This window comes from Cobetia sp. 5-11-6-3, assembly GCF_013374055.1.
Classification (GTDB): Bacteria; Pseudomonadota; Gammaproteobacteria; order Pseudomonadales; family Halomonadaceae; genus Cobetia; species Cobetia marina.
Window position 1 is genome coordinate 200,743 of sequence record NZ_BLWJ01000006.1, and the last position, 17,322, is coordinate 218,064.

Here is a 17,322-nt window from a genome sequence, read left to right on the forward strand (position 1 = left end):
GGCCGGGTGCAGTAGAATCTCGGGCATGATGGCGGGGCCTTTGGCGGCGTCGTTTTACTGGTTCATCCGACAAGCATAGAGGTAACGCCATGGATCGTGTGCTGATCGAGGCTCTGGCAGTTGAGACCGTGATAGGAGTCTATGACTGGGAGCGTACCATTCGCCAGCGTCTGGTGATCGATCTGGAGATGGCGACGGACATCCGTCCTGCCGCGACGGGGGATGATCTGACGCATACCCTTGATTATGCTGCCATCAGCGCTCGTATCCAGACCTACGCAGACGACAGCCAGTTCGAGCTGGTGGAGACCTTCGCGGAGCGTCTCGCCGCGCTGCTGCGGGAAGAATTCGGGATTCCCTGGCTCAGGATGACGGTGCGCAAGCCGGGGGCGGTCCCGGAGGCGCAAGCGGTGGGCGTGCGCATCGAGCGTGGCACGCTCGTGGATGTCAGCGCATGACTCTGGTGCTTGTCTCCATCGGCAGCAACATCGAGCGTGATCATCACGTGCGAGTCTGCCTGGATGCCCTGGAGGCGACCTTCGGGGAGCTCACGCTGTCTTCCGTCTACGAAAGCGAGCCGGTGGGGTTCGTCGACGGGCGCAATTTCTACAATCTGGTGGCGGGATTCCACAGTGACTGGAGCGTCGGTGAGCTGCAAGCCTGGTGCAAGCAGGTCGAGTTCGCTAACGGACGCCTCGAGGGCAGCCCCAAGTTCAGTCCGCGTACGCTGGATATCGACATCCTGACGGTCGGTGAGCTGACCGGCGAGATCGACGGTGTCCTGCTGCCGCGCGAGGAAGTGGATCGCAATGCCTTCGTGCTGCTGCCACTGGCGGAAGCCTTCGCCGAGCAGCGCCACCCGGTGCGTGGGGTCGACTATGCCAGCCTGTGGCAGTCATTCGTCGAGCATGGGCATGCCGAGTCGCAGCCCTTGTGGCCGGTGGAGTTCAGCTGGCGTTGCCGGAGGATCTCCCGCACCGGCGTCGCGCCGTGATGAGGCGGCACTCTGCGCGGTCTGATCACGTCGCTGAATGACGCTCGCGCCATGACCTGCGCCACATGAAGCACGAACGCCCTGCCGGGTAGCCCGGCAGGGCGTTGCTGTTTTCATCGGAACCGTTTTCATCGTAGCCGTTTCATCGCAGCTACGCCTTTTCACGCCCGCCGAGACGCGCCGGGAGCGGCAGTGATCAGTCGTGATGCCCCTGCGGCGCGGACAGGCTATCGAGAGGCCAGCGTGGTACGGCCTTCATCGGGCCAGTGTCCTGCTCACCGGCGTTCAGTCGTTGTGCACCCACGTAGGCGATCATGGCGCCATTGTCGGTACAGAAGCGACCGCGCGGATAGTAGGCGCGGGCGTTGCGCTTGGCCAGTTCATGGCTCAGGCGCTCGCGCAGGCGGGTATTGGCACTGACGCCGCCCGCCACGACCAGACGCTTGAGGCCGGTCTGATCCAGCGCGCGGCGGCACTTGATGACCAGGGTGTCGACCACGGCTTCCTCGAAGGCGCGCGCGATGTCGGCGCGATGCTGTTCGTCCGGCTCGCCACTGGCCGTTGCCTTCTTGAGGGTGACCATGGTGTGGGTCTTGAGGCCCGAGAAGCTGAAATCCAGTCCGGGGCGATCCGTCATCGGGCGCGGGAAGCGGTAGCGCTTCGGATCGCCCTGTTCGGCCAGCTTGGCAACCTGCGGCCCGCCGGGGTAGGGCAGTTCCAGCATCTTGGCGGCCTTGTCGAAGGCCTCGCCTGCGGCATCATCCACGGACTCGCCCAGCAGCTCGTACTCGCCCAGCCCGCGTACCGCCACCAGCTGTGTGTGGCCACCGGAGACCAGCAGCGCCACGAAGGGGAATTCCGGTGCGTCGTCTTCCAGCATTGGGGCCAGCAGATGGCCTTCCATGTGATGCACCCCGAGCACCGGAATCTGCCAGGCTCTGGCCAGGCCATGGGCCGTCGAGGCGCCGACCATCAAGGCGCCCACCAGCCCCGGGCCTGCGGTATAGGTGATGGCATCGATGTCAGCGGCTTTCAGATTCGCCTCGTCCATCACCTGCTGGATCAACGGCAGCAGCTTGCGGGTATGATCGCGAGAGGCCAGCTCCGGCACCACACCGCCGAATTCGGCGTGCATGGCGATCTGGCTGTAGAGGGCGTCTGCAAGCAGGCCCTGGTCCGTGTCGTAGATGGCGACGCCGGTCTCGTCGCAGGAAGTCTCGATGCCGAGCACACGCATGGCTGACTCTCAGGAAATATCAGAAGTAGAGGGCGGCACGGCCAGCGAGGCTGCCTGAGCGAGCCCGAGAGGCGAGGGTGCCGTGAATGCGTATTCTACTGGCTGTGAGCACGGGTGTCGCGCCAGCTGGCGTTATGCGAGAGACGATTTCCGGTTTCCGCGTTTGCAAAGGCGGGGACGGGTGTCTAGAATATGGCACTCTGCAAGACTGGGTCGTGCATCCGACCACCCCGCAAAAGCTCCCCGAATCATGATTCCAGCCAGCGACGGCTACCCTCACCGGTGGTGTCGCAGGCGACTGATTGATGCTGGATCGACCTGCAGGTGGCGGTTTACCGTCGCTGGCTGGTGGCTCCTGAGGAGTGGCTGCACCGGATGTGCGTTCAAACCGAACTCATGATCTCAAGGTAGGTGAGTGTTTAATGCCTTCAGTTAAAGTACGTGACAACGAGCCGTTCGACGTCGCCCTGCGCCGTTTCAAGCGCTCCTGCGAAAAAGCCGGTGTTCTTTCCGAAGTGCGTCGTCGTGAGCACTACGAGAAGCCGACCGCTGTTCGCAAGCGTCAGCAGGCGGCCGCTGTAAAGCGCCACGCCAAGAAGGTTCAGCGTGAGCGCAAGCGTTTCGAGCGTCTCTACTGATCCGTACTTTTGGGGAGTGATCCACTGCTCTCTGGAAGGACACCAAGCGGCTGCCTCACGGTGGCCGCTTGTTTTTGTCTCTGGTGATCCGTTTGTTCCCGAGTCGTGTGTCAGTTCACTGCACACGTTGCTGTTTCTCGAGGGATGGCCTGACCCGAGCGCTGTCGTCGATGTGATCGCCCGTTGGCGTGAGGTCGACTCACTGCGTTGGGGTCAGTCCGTTTTTCCATGACTTCTGGCGAACCATGGCTGGTCTCATCCCGCAAGGCTTCATAGACGATCTGCTGGCCCGTACCGATGTGGTCGAGGTGGTAGGTGAGCGTGTCCAGTTGAAGAAGGCTGGCAAGAGCTATGTCGGCCTGTGCCCCTTCCATCAGGAAAACTCTCCCTCGTTCAACGTCATTCCGGACAAGCAGTTCTATCACTGCTTCGGGTGCGGGGCGAGCGGCAGTGCCCTCAAGTTTCTGATGGAATTCGATCGTCTGCCGTTTCCGGAAGCGGTCGAGCAGCTCGCCTCGCGTCTGGCGCTCGAGGTGCCCCGTGAAGGCGGCAATCAGAGCCCCCATGAACGTCGTGAGCGCCAGCGCCGCGAGCAGGCCCGTGAAGAGGGTGTCAATCTGCTTGAGGCGGCGGCTGACTTCTATCGCCAGCGCCTGACGGAACCTGCCGCACAGTCCGCCCGTGAGTATCTTGAGGGGCGTGGGCTGTCGCGTGAGGTGATGCGCGATTTCGGTATCGGCTTTGCGCCCCAGGGCTGGGAACATCTCAAGCACCATCTGAGCAAGCTGGGTGTCAGCGAAGAGGTGCAGATCGAGTACGGCCTGCTGATCCATCACGAGGAGAGTGGGCGGCGCTATGACCGCTTCCGCGATCGCGTGATGTTCCCGATCCGTGACTGGAAGGGGCGCACCATCGCCTTCGGTGGTCGCGTGATGGGCGATGCGAAACCCAAATACCTGAATTCCCCCGAGACGCCTGTCTTCCACAAGGGGCGTGAGCTCTACGGCCTGTATGAGGCCCGCGAGGCGAATCGCAAGCTTGAGCGCATGCTGATCGTCGAGGGCTACATGGACGTCGTGGCGCTGGCGCAGTATGGCATTCGCAATGCCTGCGCCACCCTGGGCACCGCGACCAGTGAGGAGCACCTCAAGCGCCTCTATCGGCTGGTCGATGAAGTGGTGTTCTGCTTCGACGGTGACAAGGCTGGCCGTCAGGCCGCGCGCCGGGCACTGGAGACGGTGCTGGACGTCATGATCGATGGCCGCCAGGCACGTTTCCTGTTCCTGCCTGAGGGTGAAGACCCGGATTCGCTGGTGCGCAGTGAAGGGCAGGAAGCCTTCGAGAAGCGGGTGACCTGCGCCTCGGGGCTCTCCGAATTCCTGTTCGAGCAGGCGGCGGAAGGGCGCGACCTCAAGCGCATGGAGCAGCTGGAGCGCTTCGTGACCCAGGCGCTGGAATGGATCTCCCGGGTGCCCGAGGGGGTGCTGCGTTCACTGCTGCTCAAGGAGCTGGAGCGCCGCAGTGGCCTGGAGCGTGAGCGGCTGGATGCCATGCTGGTGGAGCGTGCCGCGGCGCGTGATGCCCAGCAGGCGCGTCTCCGGCAGCATCAGCAGCTGCGCCAGTCGCACTCCGCCGCTCCGGCGGGGAATCGCCTGGAAGGTGGCAGTCTGAATGAACCGCAGGGTGGCGACTGGTCATCGCTGGATGCGATGGCAGATGCCGGCTTCGGTGAGCAGGATGCAGAGGGCTGGCAGCCGGAGGACTGGGCGCCACCCCCGGAGGCTGGTGGTGCCTCGGGTGGGCGGTCTCGTCCGGGCGCTGCCTCGCATGGCGCGGCGCGCAAGACGTCACCGCGTCACTCGGTCAGCATGCTGACGCGCCTGCTGCACCTTCTGGTGCATGAGCCGCAGCTGGTGGCGGAGCTGCCGGCCAGCGATGAATGGATCGAAGGCGCCGGCGAGCCGGCAGACAGTGAGGATGTCCGTCTGCTGGTCGAGGTGGTGAGATTGCTCAAGGCTGGCCAGTATCGTTCGCCTCAGGTGCTGCTGGCGCACTTTCTGGGCACTGCTCAGGGGCCGCGCCTCGAGCAGTTGGCCGCGCGTGAGCTGCTCATCCCGCGTGAAGTGCGCAGCGAGGAGCTGAAGGGGCTGGTGGAGCATTGCCAGCATCAGCTGGCGCGCACGTCACCCGAGGCGGAATACCAGGCCTTGCTGGCCAAGGAAAAGCAGGGCGAGAAGCTGTCGGCTGAGGAGAAGCAGCGGCTGATGGCCCTGCTGATGCAGCTGGCAACGCGGCGCTGAAGCTCACGGAGCCTTTCGGTGACCGCATGTGGGAGATGGGCCGTCCTCGCGGATGAAAAAGCGTTGGCTGACCTTGAAAGACGCTCTCACACACACTATCTAATGGGGTAGTTCCCGATGCGGACTGCCGCAACGTAACCGATAACGCTAACACACCTGGATGGTCCGGCAAATACGCCGCTGGCAGCATCTCCCGATGGCACGCTATACTGGTGCGCTTGATGCTCTCTTCGTCCCTAACCGGCGCTTACTCGCTGAGCAGCGTCGCGTCCAGGTGCTTCATTCTTCTTCGTCGAGATTAGGGGTTCTATGGCTGGTAATGCGCAGCAGCAGTCGCGTCTCAAGGAGTTGATCGCGCGCGGCAAGGAACAGGGTTACCTGACCTATGCCGAGGTCAACGATCACCTGCCCGAGGATATCGCTGATCCAGAACAGGTGGAAGACATCATCAGCATGATCAACGATATGGGCATCAAGGTCGCTGAAGAAGCGCCTGATGCCGATACCTTGATGATGTCTGATTCCTCCACTGACGAGTCCGCCGCCGAAGAAGCCGTCGCTGCTCTCGCCGCGGTGGAAAGCGATGTGGGACGCACGACCGACCCGGTCCGCATGTACATGCGTGAAATGGGTACCGTCGAACTCCTGACCCGTGAAGGCGAGATCAAGATCGCCAAGCGGATCGAGGAAGGCACGCGTGAGGTCATGTCGTCTCTGGCCTTCCTGCCGGGAGCGGTCGACTCCATTCTCGAAGCCTACGATGGCACGCTCGGCGAGGACGGCGGACGTCTGTCCGACCTGTTCTCCGGTTTCATCGATCCGGATGAAGGCGTACCGGGTGTCGCTGAAGTCGAGGTCGAGGAAGTCGAGGAAGTCGAGGAAGGCGAGGAGTCTGAAGGCGAGGACGACGACGAGGACGACTCCGCTTCCGAGGGTGGTCCGGACCCTGAGCTTGCACGCGTGCGCTTCGAGCAGATTCGCGAGCAGAATGATCTGACCAAGGCCGCCATCGAGAAGTACGGTTCAGGTTCTCCTGAGGCCAAGGCCGAGCAGGAGCGTCTTGCCGAGCTGTTCTCGCCGATCAAGCTGGTGCCCAAGCACTTCGAGCGCCTCGTCGGTCAGGTTCGCGTGTCCGTCGAGCAGGTGCGCGAGCAGGAAAAGGTCATCCTGCAGATCTTCGTCAAGCGCGGCAAGGTGCCTCGCAAGAGCTTCATCAAGGCCTTCCCGGGCCACGAGTCCGACATGGATTGGTTCGACAGCTTCATCGGCGGCAGCAAGAAGTACGCCGACAAGCTCGAGCCGTTCCGTGCCGACGTGCTGCGTGCCCAGCGCAAGATCGCCTTCGAGCAGGACATGGTCCAGCTGCCGGTCAGCGAGCTCAAGGAAGTCAATCGTCGCCTGTCGATCGGTGAAGCCAAGGCGCGGCGTGCCAAGAAGGAAATGGTCGAGGCCAACCTGCGTCTGGTCATCTCCATCGCCAAGAAGTACACCAATCGTGGCCTGCAGTTCCTGGATCTCATCCAGGAAGGCAACATCGGCCTGATGAAGGCCGTGGACAAGTTCGAGTACCGTCGTGGTTACAAGTTCTCGACCTACGCCACCTGGTGGATCCGTCAGGCGATCACGCGCTCCATCGCGGATCAGGCGCGCACCATCCGTATTCCGGTGCACATGATCGAGACCATCAACAAGCTGAACCGTGTCTCGCGTCAGATGCTGCAGGAAATGGGTCGCGAGCCGACGCCGGAAGAGCTGGGTGAACGCCTCGAGATGCCGGAAGACAAGGTGCGTCGCGTGCTCAAGATCGCCAAGGAGCCCATCTCCATGGAGACGCCGATCGGTGACGACGATGATTCGCACCTGGGTGACTTCATCGAGGACGGCACCATGGTCTCGCCGATCGACTCCGCCACCGGCGAAGGTCTGATCGAAGCGACCCGCGGCATCCTGTCCGGCCTGACCGCACGTGAAGCCAAGGTGCTGCGCATGCGTTTCGGTATCGACATGAACACCGACCACACCCTCGAGGAAGTCGGCAAGCAGTTCGATGTCACCCGTGAGCGTATCCGTCAGATCGAAGCGAAAGCGCTGCGCAAGCTGCGTCACCCGTCACGCTCCGAGTCACTGCGTTCCTTCATGGAAGAGTGATCTGAAGCGTTCGGAGCCACGGTTCAGCCGCTGGCCCCGCTGACAGCACAACGCCCGCCCCCATGCGAATGGGAGGCGGGCGTTGTCGTTTCTGGTCGCGAGTGAATGGCGTGGATGGCAGGCGGACATGATCGTCTTGCGATGCGCTGAGTGGTGGTGCCGTCAGGCTCCATGCCCCAGCTGATGCGAGGATGAGGTCGCGGCCACGCTGAAGATGACGCGTCCCTTGACGCACTGGCGGGACACCGGGCCCATCTGCTCACTGCTCAAGCCATCGGGGTGCTCTCCGTACAGCCAGAGGCGGCCGTGGTGGTCGATGCGATCTACATGCTTGATCAGCCGTCCCAGCGTCGGGTGTTCCACCACGATGGTGGTACCCGGTGCCAAGGGCCAGTGTCCAGGCCAGCGCATGCTGATGACCAGACTGTGCTGCGGGAGGCGGGGGGCAAGACTATGACCGTGCAGGCGGTAGCTGTTGAACCAGCGCATGTGAGGCTCCTTGAAGGTGAGGGCATGACACGGTCGGGGTCTTGTCGGTGTCTTTCCTGAGCAGTGGTGATAGTTGTAGGATATCCACTGCTTAGTAAAATATAATCATTCTCATTTGATGTCCAGGCATTCTCATCCCCGGACGGAGGGATGGTGCCGGGCAAGGGCCGAAAAAAAAGCCGCGGCTCATGGTGAGCAGCGGCTTCTTCGGTATCACGAACGTGCGGGATTCTCGGGGTTCCAGCGGCGCTGGAGAGGGACTCGAGCGATGTGCGTCAGAGTGCGGCGTCGAGTTCGCGCAGTCGGGCACGGCGCTGGCGACCCATGCGAATGGCCAGCAGCACGATTTCGGCCACGGCGATCGCCATCAAGGTGTAGCCGAACAGTTCGGTGACTTCCTCGGCAGCATTCTTGACCGAGCGCAGGTAGGCGCTGCCCATCAGGGTTTCCCAGAACTCCGAGCGACCATAGAGGCGCGAGAAGACATAGGTGGCCAGGAAGCCGGCGCCAAACAATCCGAAGGCGAAGCTGCGACCGAAGTGTTCGAACTCGGCCACGAAGCGGGTGCGATGGCGCCATACGCCGATGATGACCGGAATCGCGACCACGCTGACCAGGATCTGCCAGCTGCCATCACCGAGCATGCCATCGAGCATGGCGTCCTGTTCACGGATCAATGACGCTGCGAACAGGCCGAACAGCAGCAGGCTGACGGTGCGCAGATCCGGCAGGCGTGAATGTACCAGCCACATGGTGGCGGCACTCAGCGCCAGCAGGGTGCTCTGCATGTGTTCCGTCCAGCTGGCTTCGCTGAAGCCGACATCGCCGAAGTGATGGGCATCATGCATTACCAGCGACATCATCGCTGCCACCACGGGGGCATAGATGGCCAGGCGCAGGCAGGCCTGCATGAACAGCGAGGTCGGCTTGCGACCATAAAGAGGCTGTTCGGCGCTGATGGGCAGCGGGACGGTATGGTGGTGTCGTGTCTGTGAGGTCAGGCGAGACAAGGGACTCTCCGGACAGTCCATGGACTGCCTGTCAGGGTGAGGGTGTCGTTTGCCTGCTCATTATAACGATGCAAAGGTGGCGGGTTAATATTGCCTTAAGAAAACTGTGAGGTGCCATTTGAGCATCGATGTCGCGTCATCAATCACTCATCCCTGTCTCAGTCGGTCGCGCTCGGCCTCTTCGACGATCCAGTCATGCACGGCCTGGATACGGCCATCGTCCAGAGTGCCGTGGGGATGGACGATGACGTAACGCTTGCCGGTCAGCACGCGCTCCGCGAACGGGGCAATCAGGATGCCGCTGTTCAGTTCATGGGTGATCAGGGTGCGTCTTGCCATGGCGACGCCCATGCCGGCGATGGCCGCTTCCATCGAGAGATGATTGCGATTGAAGGTATAGCCACGCTGAACGTTGACCTCCGGTGCGCCGATGCTCGCCAGGTAGAATTCCCATTCGGCATGGTCGTGGCTGCCGCGCCACGCAGTGACGTCATGCAGGAGGGGGTACCAGGCGAGATCCTGAGCATTGCGCAGTGGGGGGCGGCCGCGCATCAGGCCGGGGTGGCAGACGGGGAAGATCTCTTCTTCCATCAGCTCCGTGACCTGCATGCCGGGGTAGTGGCCATCGTTGAGGTCGACCGCCAGCTCGAAATCCCCCTCGCGCAAGGGTGAGTCACTGTCCTCGGCACGTACGTGCAGCTCGATGTCCGGGAAGCGTGCCTGCAGGCGGGGCAGGCGTGGTGCCAGCCATTTCGAGAGGAAAGACGGCACCGAGCGCAAGCGCAGCACGCCGCTCATCAGGCCGCTGCGCAGCCGCTTGACCTCCAGCCCCACTGCGCCGTAGGACTGCTCCACCACGCGTGCCAGACGCGCACCTTCCCCCGTCAGTTCCAGCCCGCGTGAACGGCGTAGAAACAGCTTGAAGCCCAGCCGCTCCTCCAGCTGCTTGATCTGCTGGCTGACTGCACCGGTGGTGACATGCAGTTCCTCGGCGGCACGCGTGAAGGAAGCGTGCCGAGCCGCACAGGCGAATACCTGAAGCCAGGCGTGGGTCTGGCCATTGAGATGGCGTGGGCTGATGGGGTGAGGCGTGGCGAGTGGCGAGTCGGAGGGCTTGGGCATGCTGGAACTCGTGCTGGCAAGAGACGACAGATGGATGCTGACTGAACAGGGGTGACGCTTATGACACAGTCTACGCCGTTTTTGTCTCGTATAGTTTAGTAAAACTAAAGCCATGGGCAATTTTTATGGTTTGTGACTGTGGTGCCCCTCCCTCATCATGGCGTCATTCACTCGCACGGCCACTGGCTCGGCGGGAACTCGAGATGAGGTGTCGTCATGTCCATCAGCGTATTTGATCTCTTCAAGGTCGGTGTCGGTCCGTCCAGCTCGCATACCGTCGGCCCGATGCGCGCTGCCGCACAATTCGTGGAAACGCTGCGCGCAAGGGATCTGCTCGAGCGTGTGGCGCGCATCGAGGTGCAGCTGCATGGCTCGCTGTCCGCGACCGGTGTCGGGCATGGCACCGACAAGGCTGCCATCCTCGGGTTGATGGGCGAGCTGCCCGAGACCATCGACCCGACCATCATCGAGCCCTGCGTCGAGGAGCTGCTGGAATCCCAGACGCTGCTGCTCGACAACCGCATCGCGGTGCCCTTCGTGTGGGTGCGCGACATGCAGTGGCACGACGAGCCCTTGCCCTATCACCCGAATGCCATGCGTCTGGTGGCGCATGGCTACCGTGAGGAGCTGTACCGCAATGTCTACTACTCGGTAGGCGGCGGCTTCGTGGTCGATGAGGTGGAAGCGGCGCGTGATCCGTTGCTGGAAGACGAAACCCTGCGCCTTCCCTATGAGTTCAATACCGCCAATGAGCTGCTGGCGCTGTGTCGCATGCACAAGATGCGCATCAGTGAGCTGATGATGGCCAATGAGTGCTCGTTGCGCAGCGAAGCTCAGGTGCGTCGCGGTCTGTGGCGCATCTGGGAGGTGATGAACGAATGCATCGACAACGGCCTCAGCCATGAGGGCATTCTGCCCGGTGGGCTCAACGTCAAGCGGCGTGCCAAGCGGCTGCACGCGCGTCTTCTGGATGTGGAATCCAGCAAGTCGATCATCACCTCGACCTTCTCGGCGATGGATTGGGTCAACCTGTTCGCGCTGGCGGTCAATGAAGAGAATGCCGCTGGTGGTCGCATGGTCACCGCGCCGACCAATGGCGCGGCGGGCATCATTCCGGCGGTGCTCAGCTACTACATGAAATTCCAGGAGGATGCGCGCGAGGAGGATGTGGTCGATTTCCTGCTCACGGCGGCCTCGGTGGGCATCCTGTGCAAGAAGAACGCGTCCATCTCCGGGGCGGAAGTCGGCTGTCAGGGCGAGGTGGGCTCCGCCTGCGCGATGGCGGCGGCCGGCCTTGCCGAGCTGATGGGCGCGACGCCGGAGCAGGTCGAGAACGCCGCGGAAATCGGTCTCGAGCATAACCTGGGGCTGACCTGTGACCCGATCGGCGGCCTGGTGCAGATTCCCTGCATCGAGCGCAATGCGATTGCCTCGGTCAAGGCGATCAACGCCGCCCAGATGGCGATGTGTGGCGATGGGGATCATTTCGTCTCGCTGGACAAGGCGATCCGCACCATGCGCGACACCGGCCGCGACATGCAGGACAAGTACAAGGAAACCTCCAAGGGCGGGCTCGCCGTCAACGCCATCGAGTGCTGATGCGGCTCCCTGTTCCGACGCTCTCTTTTCTCTTCTGAAGTCTTGCCATCTTCGGAGGCTAACGCATGGTCTCCGGCCAGAGATCATGTGCTCGGCAACCCTCATTGACGCCTCTCGGCACGGATTTCCGTGACCGGGATGGCGTCTTTTTTGTGCGTCTCTTTCACCGACCGTCACCACCCGACGCCTGATATCTGGCAAGGAATCGTCCCCTTGCGCGTGCCCTGGCGGCAATCACCTGCCGCTGGCATCGCCATGCCCGATATTTCGCGCCTGTCGATGATCAAGCAGAAACTGATATATCGGCTATTGGTCGAGTGACGTGGGATGAGGCTGGCAGCGTGAGTGGTAGTGTTCTAGTTTACGTTAACGTTAATTGCGCTGAGTGCAACGCCCCTGTCGGGCGGCGCCAGCGCCTCTTCACTCAGCCTTGTCGCACAGACACTGCCGGCTTGCCGGACAGGGACGGAGACCCGACATGCCATCACCTCCCATTCAGGGACCGCGCGCCAGTGGAGGTGCCTCTGCCACGGCGCCCATTCTCGAGACACGTGGCCTGAGCAAGGATTTTCGTGGTTTCACCGCTGTCGATGATGTCGATCTGCAGATTCAGGAAGGCCACATCCATGCGCTCATCGGACCGAATGGCGCAGGCAAGACCACGGTCTTCAACCTGCTGACCCGGTTCCTGCCCGCGACCCGTGGCGAGATTCTCTATCGTGGCAAGTCGATCACCCGCATGCGCTCGCATGAGATCGCGCGTCTCGGGCTGGTGCGTTCCTTCCAGATATCCGCAGTCTTCGCGCAGATGACGGTACTCGAGAATGTGCGGGTGGCACTGCAGCGCTCACAGGGCACCTCGTTTCACTTCTGGAAGTCCGAGCGCAGCCTCGACAGCCTCAATGAGCAGGCGCTGCATCTGCTGGAAGAGGTGGGGCTGCGCGAGGACGCCAACCGAGTGACGGCCAGTCTGCCCTATGGCCGCAAGCGTGCGCTGGAGCTCGCCACCACGCTGGCACTGGAGCCGACGGTGATGCTGCTGGATGAGCCGACCCAGGGCATGGGCGCCGAGGATGTAGACCGCGTGGTCGAGCTGATTCGCGTCGCGGCACGTGGGCGCACGGTGCTGATGGTCGAGCACAACCTGAGCGTGGTCAGTCGTCTGTGTGACCGCATCAGTGTGCTGGCGCGCGGACGCGTGCTGGCGGAAGGCGACTACGCCAGCGTATCGGCCGACCCCGAGGTGCGCGAGGCGTATCTGGGCAGCGAGGTGACCGATGTCACAGCGGATCAGCGCGAGGAAGTTTCATGACCGAGATTCTGGAAAGCCCGGCCAAGCGTCAGGCCTCTGCGAGTGACTCCGCCACGCCGCAAGAGCAGCTCTGTCTGCGCGAGCTGAACGCCTGGTATGGCGAGTCCCATGTGCTGCATGGCGTCAACATGACGGTGCGGCGCGGCGAGCTGGTGACCTTGCTGGGTCGCAATGGTGCCGGCCGCAGCAGCACGCTGCGCGCGATCATGAACATGGTCGGCCGGCGCAGTGGCGGGATCTTTCTCAAGGGTCGCGACACCATGAAGCTGGCCCCGCATCACATCGCCCATCTCGGTGTGGGCTACTGCCCCGAGGAGCGTGGCATCTTCTCGAGTCTGAGCGTCGAGGAAAACCTGCTGTTGCCACCGATGGTCAAGGGCGCAGGGCATGGCCAGGGCCAGAGCCAGAGCCAGAGCCAGAGCCAGCGTCAGGGTCAGGGTCAGGGTCAGAATCAGGGCATGTCGCTGGATGAGCTCTACGCGCTGTTTCCCAATCTGCATGAGCGGCGCAACAGCCAGGGCACGCGCCTCTCCGGTGGCGAGCAGCAGATGCTGGCGCTGGCGCGCATCCTGAGAACCGGGGCCGACCTGCTGTTGCTGGATGAGATCACCGAGGGCCTCGCGCCGGTCATCAATCAGAAGCTGGGTGAGGTGCTGATGCTGCTGAAGGCGCGTGGCATGACCATCGTGCTGGTCGAGCAGAATTTCCGCTTTGCCGCACCACTGGCCGACCGCCATTACCTGATGGAGCACGGCACCATTCTTGAGGAGATCTCCGCCGCTGAGCTGCCGGCACGCCACGAATATCTGCACAAGGTACTGGGGGTCTGAACTCCCGGTCGGGCTGAGCTGCACCGGGCTTGCCGCCATGCACCGCCGTTGCGCTCGCCAATCTGAAGTCCGTACGTCTCACCACAACAATCACAATATTGCCGGGTAAACCGGTCTGGAGATGTCATGCACGCCACCGTTTCATCCAACGCCACCCCTGTCGCGTCACCGTTGTCACGTCGCATCACGGCGGCCACACGCCGGCGCCTGTGGCCGCTGTCCGCGCTCATGATGGGGTCACTGCTGTCGGCGGGAATCGCGCAGGCCGATATCAGTGACGGCGTGATCAAGATCGGCTATCTGGCCGACATGTCGGGCACCTATCGTGACCTGGCAGGCCCGGGCGGCCTGGATGCGCTCAAGATGGCGGTCGAGGACTTCGGCGGCAGCGTCAACGGCATGCCGATCGAGGTATTGAGTGCCGATGACCGCAACAGCGCCGATGTCGGTGCCAATACGGTGCGCGGCTGGATCGATCAGCAGAATGTCGACATGGTCGCAGGCCTGGTGGCCTCATCGGTGAGCATCGCGGTGACGCGGATTCTCGCCGAACAGGACACGCTGGGAATCGTCTCCGGCTCGGCGGCCTCCAGCATCACCAATGAGCATTGCACGCCCAATCATGTCCACTGGGTGTATGACACTTATCCGCTGGCGCATGGCACGGCCAAGGCCATCGTCGATGAAGGCGGCGACAGCTGGTTCCTGCTGACTGCGGATTATGCCTTCGGTCATGCCCTGGAAGGGGATGTGGAAAAGGTGGTGACCGAGAACGGCGGGAGCATCGTCGGCAAGGTGCGTCATCCGTTCCCGACCAGTGATTTCTCCTCCTACATCCTGCAGGCGCAGGGTTCCGGCGCCAAGATCGTCGGGCTGGCCAACGCCGGGGCGGACACCGTCAATGCGTTGACCACGGCGAGTCAGTTCGGCGTGGTGCAGTCGGGGCAGTCGCTGGCAGGGCTGTTGATCTTCCTCAACGACGTGCACGCGCTGGGGCTTGAGGTCGCGCAGGGGCTGCAGCTCACCACCGGCTGGTACTGGGACCTCAATGACGAGACGCGTGCCTGGTCCCAGCGCTATCACGAGCGCAATGCGCGCATGCCGACCATGGTCCAGGCCGGCATCTACTCAAGCACCCTGCATTACCTGAATGCGGTGGCAGCCACCGGCAGTGATGACACCGCCACCGTACGGGCGAAGATGGGCGAGACGCCGGTCAATGACATGTTCGCCAACAACGGCACCATCCGTGCCGATGGGCGCATGGTGCACGACATGTACCTGGTCAAGGTCAAGACGCCCGCCGAGTCCCAAGGCGAGTGGGATGTCTATGACGTGATCCGCACCATTCCCGGCGCTGAGGCCTACCGACCGCTGGCGGACAGCCAGTGCGAGCTGGTCAAGGGCTGAAGGCGAACGTCAGTCGAGTCGCTGAGACGTATGGCATGGCGCTGCTGATCACGGGATCGGCAGCGCCGAACGGCTGACGCAAGTGGGCGCTGAAAAGGACTGAGCGGATGACGATGATTCTTGGAATACCCCTGATGGTACTGTTCGGCCAGCTGATGCTGGGGCTGATCAATGGTGCCTTCTATGCATTGCTGAGTCTGGGGCTGGCGGTGATCTTCGGTCTGTTGCGCATCATCAACTTCGCGCATGGTGCCCAGTACATGCTGGGGGCCTTCGCGGCGCTGCTGGGGGCGCAGTATCTGGGGCTCAATTACTGGGCGGCGCTGATCGTGGTGCCGCTGGTGGTGGGGGCGCTGGGCATTCTTGTCGAGCGCTTCCTGCTGCGCCGCATCCAGCATCTCGATCACCTTTATGGCCTGCTGCTGACCTTCGGTCTGGCGCTGATCCTCGAGGGCACGCTGGTGAATCTGTTCGGTGTCTCGGGGTCGAGCTATCCGATTCCCGAGGCGCTGAGTGGCGGCTTCAAGCTGAGCTTCATGTTCCTGCCCACCTATCGCGCCTGGGTGCTGGTAGCGGCACTGGTGGTCTGCTTCGGAGTCTGGTTCCTGATCGAGCGCACGCGCCTCGGTGCCTATCTGCGCGCGGGAACCGAGAATCCGGAGCTGGTGCAGGCCTTCGGCATCAATGTGCCCTTGATGGTGTCGCTGACCTACGGACTCGGCGTGGCGCTTGCCGCCTTCGCCGGCGTGCTGGCCGCGCCCTTGTATCCCGTCTCGCCGACCATGGGCTCGAGCCTGCTGATCGTGGTGTTCGCGGTGGTGGTCATCGGCGGAATGGGCTCGATTCTCGGTGCCATCCTCACCGGGCTCGCGATGGGGCTGATCGAGGGGCTGACCAAGGTGTTCTATCCCGAGGCCGCCAATACCGTGATCTTCGTGGTGATGGTGATGGTCTTGATGCTTCGCCCCGCCGGGCTGTTCGGAAAGGAGGCCTGACATGGCCGTACTGCAACAGGACCACCAGGCCGCGCGTGCAGGCAGCGCGCCGCGCAGAATCACCCCGCTGGGCATGCTGTATCTCGTGCTGTTCCTGCTCGGGTTGCTGGCGCCCTGGGTCGCCTATCCCGTCTTTCTGATGAAGATTCTGTGCTTCGCGCTGTTCGCGAGCGCCTTCAATCTGCTGCTCGGCTTCGTGGGGCTGCTGTCCTTCGGGCATGCCGCCTTCCTGGCCACGGGCGCCTATATCACCGGCTTCTTGCTCGCGGAGTATCCGGGCCTGAGCCCCGCGCTGGGCATCGTGGCCGGCACCTTGGGGGCCGTGGTGCTCGGCACGCTGTTCGGCGCGCTGGCCATTCGGCGGCAGGGCATCTACTTCGCGATGATCACGCTGGCCCTGGCACAGATGATGTTCTTCTTCTTCATCCAGGCGCCGTTCACCCATGGGGAAGATGGTTTGCATGGTGTGCCGCGAGGTGAGCTGTTCGGCGTGTTCGATCTGGCGGACAACCACACGCTCTATTACGTCGTGTTCGCGATCTTCGTGGCGGCCTTTGCCCTGATCCGCCGTGTGGTGCATTCCCCCTTCGGTCAGGTGCTGAAGGCGATTCGCGAGAACGAGCCGCGTGCCATCTCGCTGGGCTATCACACCGATGCCTACAAGCTGGTCGCCTTCGTGCTGTCGGCGGGGCTGGCGGGCCTTGCGGGAGCGACCAAGACGCTGGTGTTCCAGCTCGCCTCGCTGGGCGATGCCAGCTGGCACATGTCGGGGGAGGTGATCCTGATGACACTGCTGGGCGGTGTCGGCACGCTGCTCGGGCCGCTGGTGGGTTCCGGACTGGTCATCGGGCTTCAGCATCAGCTGGCGCAGTCCGCGCTGGGGGATTGGGTCAGCGTGATACTGGGCGCCATCTTCGTGGTCTGCGTGCTCAGCTTCCGCAGCGGCATCATCGGGGAATGCCAACGCTGGATCGCGCGTCGTCAGCAGCGGGAAGAAAAGTGAGCGGCGAGGGTGGTGATGAGAAGCGAGGTCAGCAAGAAGGTGCGGGTGGCGCGTTTTGCTCTTAAGCAAAGAAAATCAATGGCTTGCTGATGACTTCAGGCATAAAAAAAGTCCACCCAAGTGGGTGGACTTAAATGCCATTGTATATCGAGGGGGATACGCCGGTCCCGGATCCTCGACTCAGCAATGAGCACGCCATGCGAGATAGCCGCCATTTGCCATCTCGCTTTATAGA

General features: G+C 62.7%; 15 protein-coding genes. 11 read left to right on the top strand and 4 right to left on the bottom strand.

All coding sequences use genetic code 11. The features are described 5' to 3' along the window. Positions 1-89: 89 nt before the first annotated feature. Positions 90-458, top strand: a complete 369-nt coding sequence (gene folB, locus HXS66_RS12165; RefSeq protein WP_176503628.1) for a dihydroneopterin aldolase — start codon at positions 90-92, stop codon at positions 456-458. Next, positions 455-994, top strand: coding sequence for a 2-amino-4-hydroxy-6-hydroxymethyldihydropteridine diphosphokinase (gene folK / locus HXS66_RS12170; protein WP_077378107.1), 540 nt, complete (start codon positions 455-457; stop codon positions 992-994). Before folB ends, folK begins: the two co-directional genes overlap by 4 nt. Positions 995-1,190: 196 nt before the next feature. Here the strand turns inward: folK and tsaD are convergent, their stop codons facing one another. Further along, a complete protein-coding gene (gene tsaD / locus HXS66_RS12175) occupies positions 1,191-2,231 on the bottom strand; it encodes a tRNA (adenosine(37)-N6)-threonylcarbamoyltransferase complex transferase subunit TsaD (RefSeq protein WP_176503629.1) in 1,041 nt (346 codons plus the stop codon). Positions 2,232-2,653: 422 nt separating this feature from the next. Between tsaD and rpsU the strand changes: the two genes are divergently transcribed. The 3 genes from rpsU to rpoD all read left to right on the top strand — a co-directional run bounded on the left by rpsU (position 2,654) and on the right by rpoD (position 7,317). Next, entirely contained in the window at positions 2,654-2,869 is a 216-nt protein-coding gene (rpsU, locus tag HXS66_RS12180; protein WP_024951433.1) for a 30S ribosomal protein S21, read from the top strand. 245 nt (positions 2,870-3,114) lie between these two features. Next, positions 3,115-5,169, top strand: a complete 2,055-nt coding sequence (gene dnaG, locus HXS66_RS12185; protein WP_176503630.1) for a DNA primase — start codon at positions 3,115-3,117, stop codon at positions 5,167-5,169. 309 nt (positions 5,170-5,478) lie between these two features. Further along, entirely contained in the window at positions 5,479-7,317 is a 1,839-nt protein-coding gene (gene rpoD, locus HXS66_RS12190; protein ID WP_077378116.1) for an RNA polymerase sigma factor RpoD, read from the top strand. Between the two features lie 162 nt (positions 7,318-7,479). Here rpoD and HXS66_RS12195 read toward each other — a convergent pair whose 3' ends face one another. The 3 genes from HXS66_RS12195 to HXS66_RS12205 form a co-directional block, all read right to left on the bottom strand. Next, on the bottom strand, positions 7,480-7,806 hold the full coding sequence (locus HXS66_RS12195) for a S24/S26 family peptidase (RefSeq protein ID WP_077378119.1): 327 nt from the start codon (positions 7,804-7,806) through the stop codon (positions 7,480-7,482). A gap of 275 nt (positions 7,807-8,081) precedes the next feature. Beyond that, positions 8,082-8,816 carry a hypothetical protein gene (locus tag HXS66_RS12200; protein ID WP_103751455.1) on the bottom strand — a complete coding sequence of 245 codons (735 nt, stop codon included), beginning with the start codon at positions 8,814-8,816 and terminating at the stop codon, positions 8,082-8,084. A 147-nt stretch (positions 8,817-8,963) separates the two neighbouring features. After that, positions 8,964-9,938, bottom strand: a complete 975-nt coding sequence (locus tag HXS66_RS12205) for a LysR substrate-binding domain-containing protein (RefSeq protein ID WP_077378122.1) — start codon at positions 9,936-9,938, stop codon at positions 8,964-8,966. A gap of 216 nt (positions 9,939-10,154) precedes the next feature. On the opposite strand from HXS66_RS12205, the gene HXS66_RS12210 reads away from it, so the two are divergent. The 6 genes from HXS66_RS12210 to HXS66_RS12235 all read left to right on the top strand — a co-directional run bounded on the left by HXS66_RS12210 (position 10,155) and on the right by HXS66_RS12235 (position 17,087). Beyond that, positions 10,155-11,537, top strand: a complete 1,383-nt coding sequence (locus HXS66_RS12210) for an L-serine ammonia-lyase (protein WP_077378125.1) — start codon at positions 10,155-10,157, stop codon at positions 11,535-11,537. Between the two features lie 478 nt (positions 11,538-12,015). Continuing rightward, entirely contained in the window at positions 12,016-12,849 is an 834-nt protein-coding gene (locus tag HXS66_RS12215; protein ID WP_176503631.1) for an ABC transporter ATP-binding protein, read from the top strand. After that, positions 12,846-13,679 carry an ABC transporter ATP-binding protein gene (locus HXS66_RS12220; RefSeq protein ID WP_176503632.1) on the top strand — a complete coding sequence of 278 codons (834 nt, stop codon included), beginning with the start codon at positions 12,846-12,848 and terminating at the stop codon, positions 13,677-13,679. The genes HXS66_RS12215 and HXS66_RS12220 overlap by 4 nt, the downstream gene beginning before the upstream one ends. 228 nt (positions 13,680-13,907) lie before the next feature. Then, complete coding sequence (locus tag HXS66_RS12225; RefSeq protein ID WP_103751461.1) at positions 13,908-15,089, top strand: ABC transporter substrate-binding protein; 1,182 nt, start codon at positions 13,908-13,910, stop codon at positions 15,087-15,089. Between the two features lie 107 nt (positions 15,090-15,196). Then, positions 15,197-16,084 carry a branched-chain amino acid ABC transporter permease gene (locus HXS66_RS12230; protein ID WP_176494279.1) on the top strand — a complete coding sequence of 296 codons (888 nt, stop codon included), beginning with the start codon at positions 15,197-15,199 and terminating at the stop codon, positions 16,082-16,084. Between the two features lie 73 nt (positions 16,085-16,157). Further along, on the top strand, positions 16,158-17,087 hold the full coding sequence (locus HXS66_RS12235; protein WP_218015173.1) for a branched-chain amino acid ABC transporter permease: 930 nt from the start codon (positions 16,158-16,160) through the stop codon (positions 17,085-17,087). Positions 17,088-17,322 lie beyond the last annotated feature (235 nt).

Coding starts and splice junctions, on each gene's coding strand:
- folK (WP_077378107.1), top strand. CDS start 455: ATGACTCTGGTGCTTGTCTCCATCGGCAGCAACATCGAGCGTGATCAT.
- rpoD (WP_077378116.1), top strand. CDS start 5,479: ATGGCTGGTAATGCGCAGCAGCAGTCGCGTCTCAAGGAGTTGATCGCG.
- HXS66_RS12220 (WP_176503632.1), top strand. CDS start 12,846: ATGACCGAGATTCTGGAAAGCCCGGCCAAGCGTCAGGCCTCTGCGAGT.
- HXS66_RS12230 (WP_176494279.1), top strand. CDS start 15,197: ATGACGATGATTCTTGGAATACCCCTGATGGTACTGTTCGGCCAGCTG.
- rpsU (WP_024951433.1), top strand. CDS start 2,654: ATGCCTTCAGTTAAAGTACGTGACAACGAGCCGTTCGACGTCGCCCTG.
- dnaG (WP_176503630.1), top strand. CDS start 3,115: ATGGCTGGTCTCATCCCGCAAGGCTTCATAGACGATCTGCTGGCCCGT.
- HXS66_RS12205 (WP_077378122.1), bottom strand. CDS start 9,938: ATGCCCAAGCCCTCCGACTCGCCACTCGCCACGCCTCACCCCATCAGC.
- HXS66_RS12225 (WP_103751461.1), top strand. CDS start 13,908: ATGATGGGGTCACTGCTGTCGGCGGGAATCGCGCAGGCCGATATCAGT.
- HXS66_RS12195 (WP_077378119.1), bottom strand. CDS start 7,806: ATGCGCTGGTTCAACAGCTACCGCCTGCACGGTCATAGTCTTGCCCCC.
- tsaD (WP_176503629.1), bottom strand. CDS start 2,231: ATGCGTGTGCTCGGCATCGAGACTTCCTGCGACGAGACCGGCGTCGCC.
- HXS66_RS12215 (WP_176503631.1), top strand. CDS start 12,016: ATGCCATCACCTCCCATTCAGGGACCGCGCGCCAGTGGAGGTGCCTCT.
- HXS66_RS12235 (WP_218015173.1), top strand. CDS start 16,158: ATGCTGTATCTCGTGCTGTTCCTGCTCGGGTTGCTGGCGCCCTGGGTC.
- HXS66_RS12210 (WP_077378125.1), top strand. CDS start 10,155: ATGTCCATCAGCGTATTTGATCTCTTCAAGGTCGGTGTCGGTCCGTCC.
- folB (WP_176503628.1), top strand. CDS start 90: ATGGATCGTGTGCTGATCGAGGCTCTGGCAGTTGAGACCGTGATAGGA.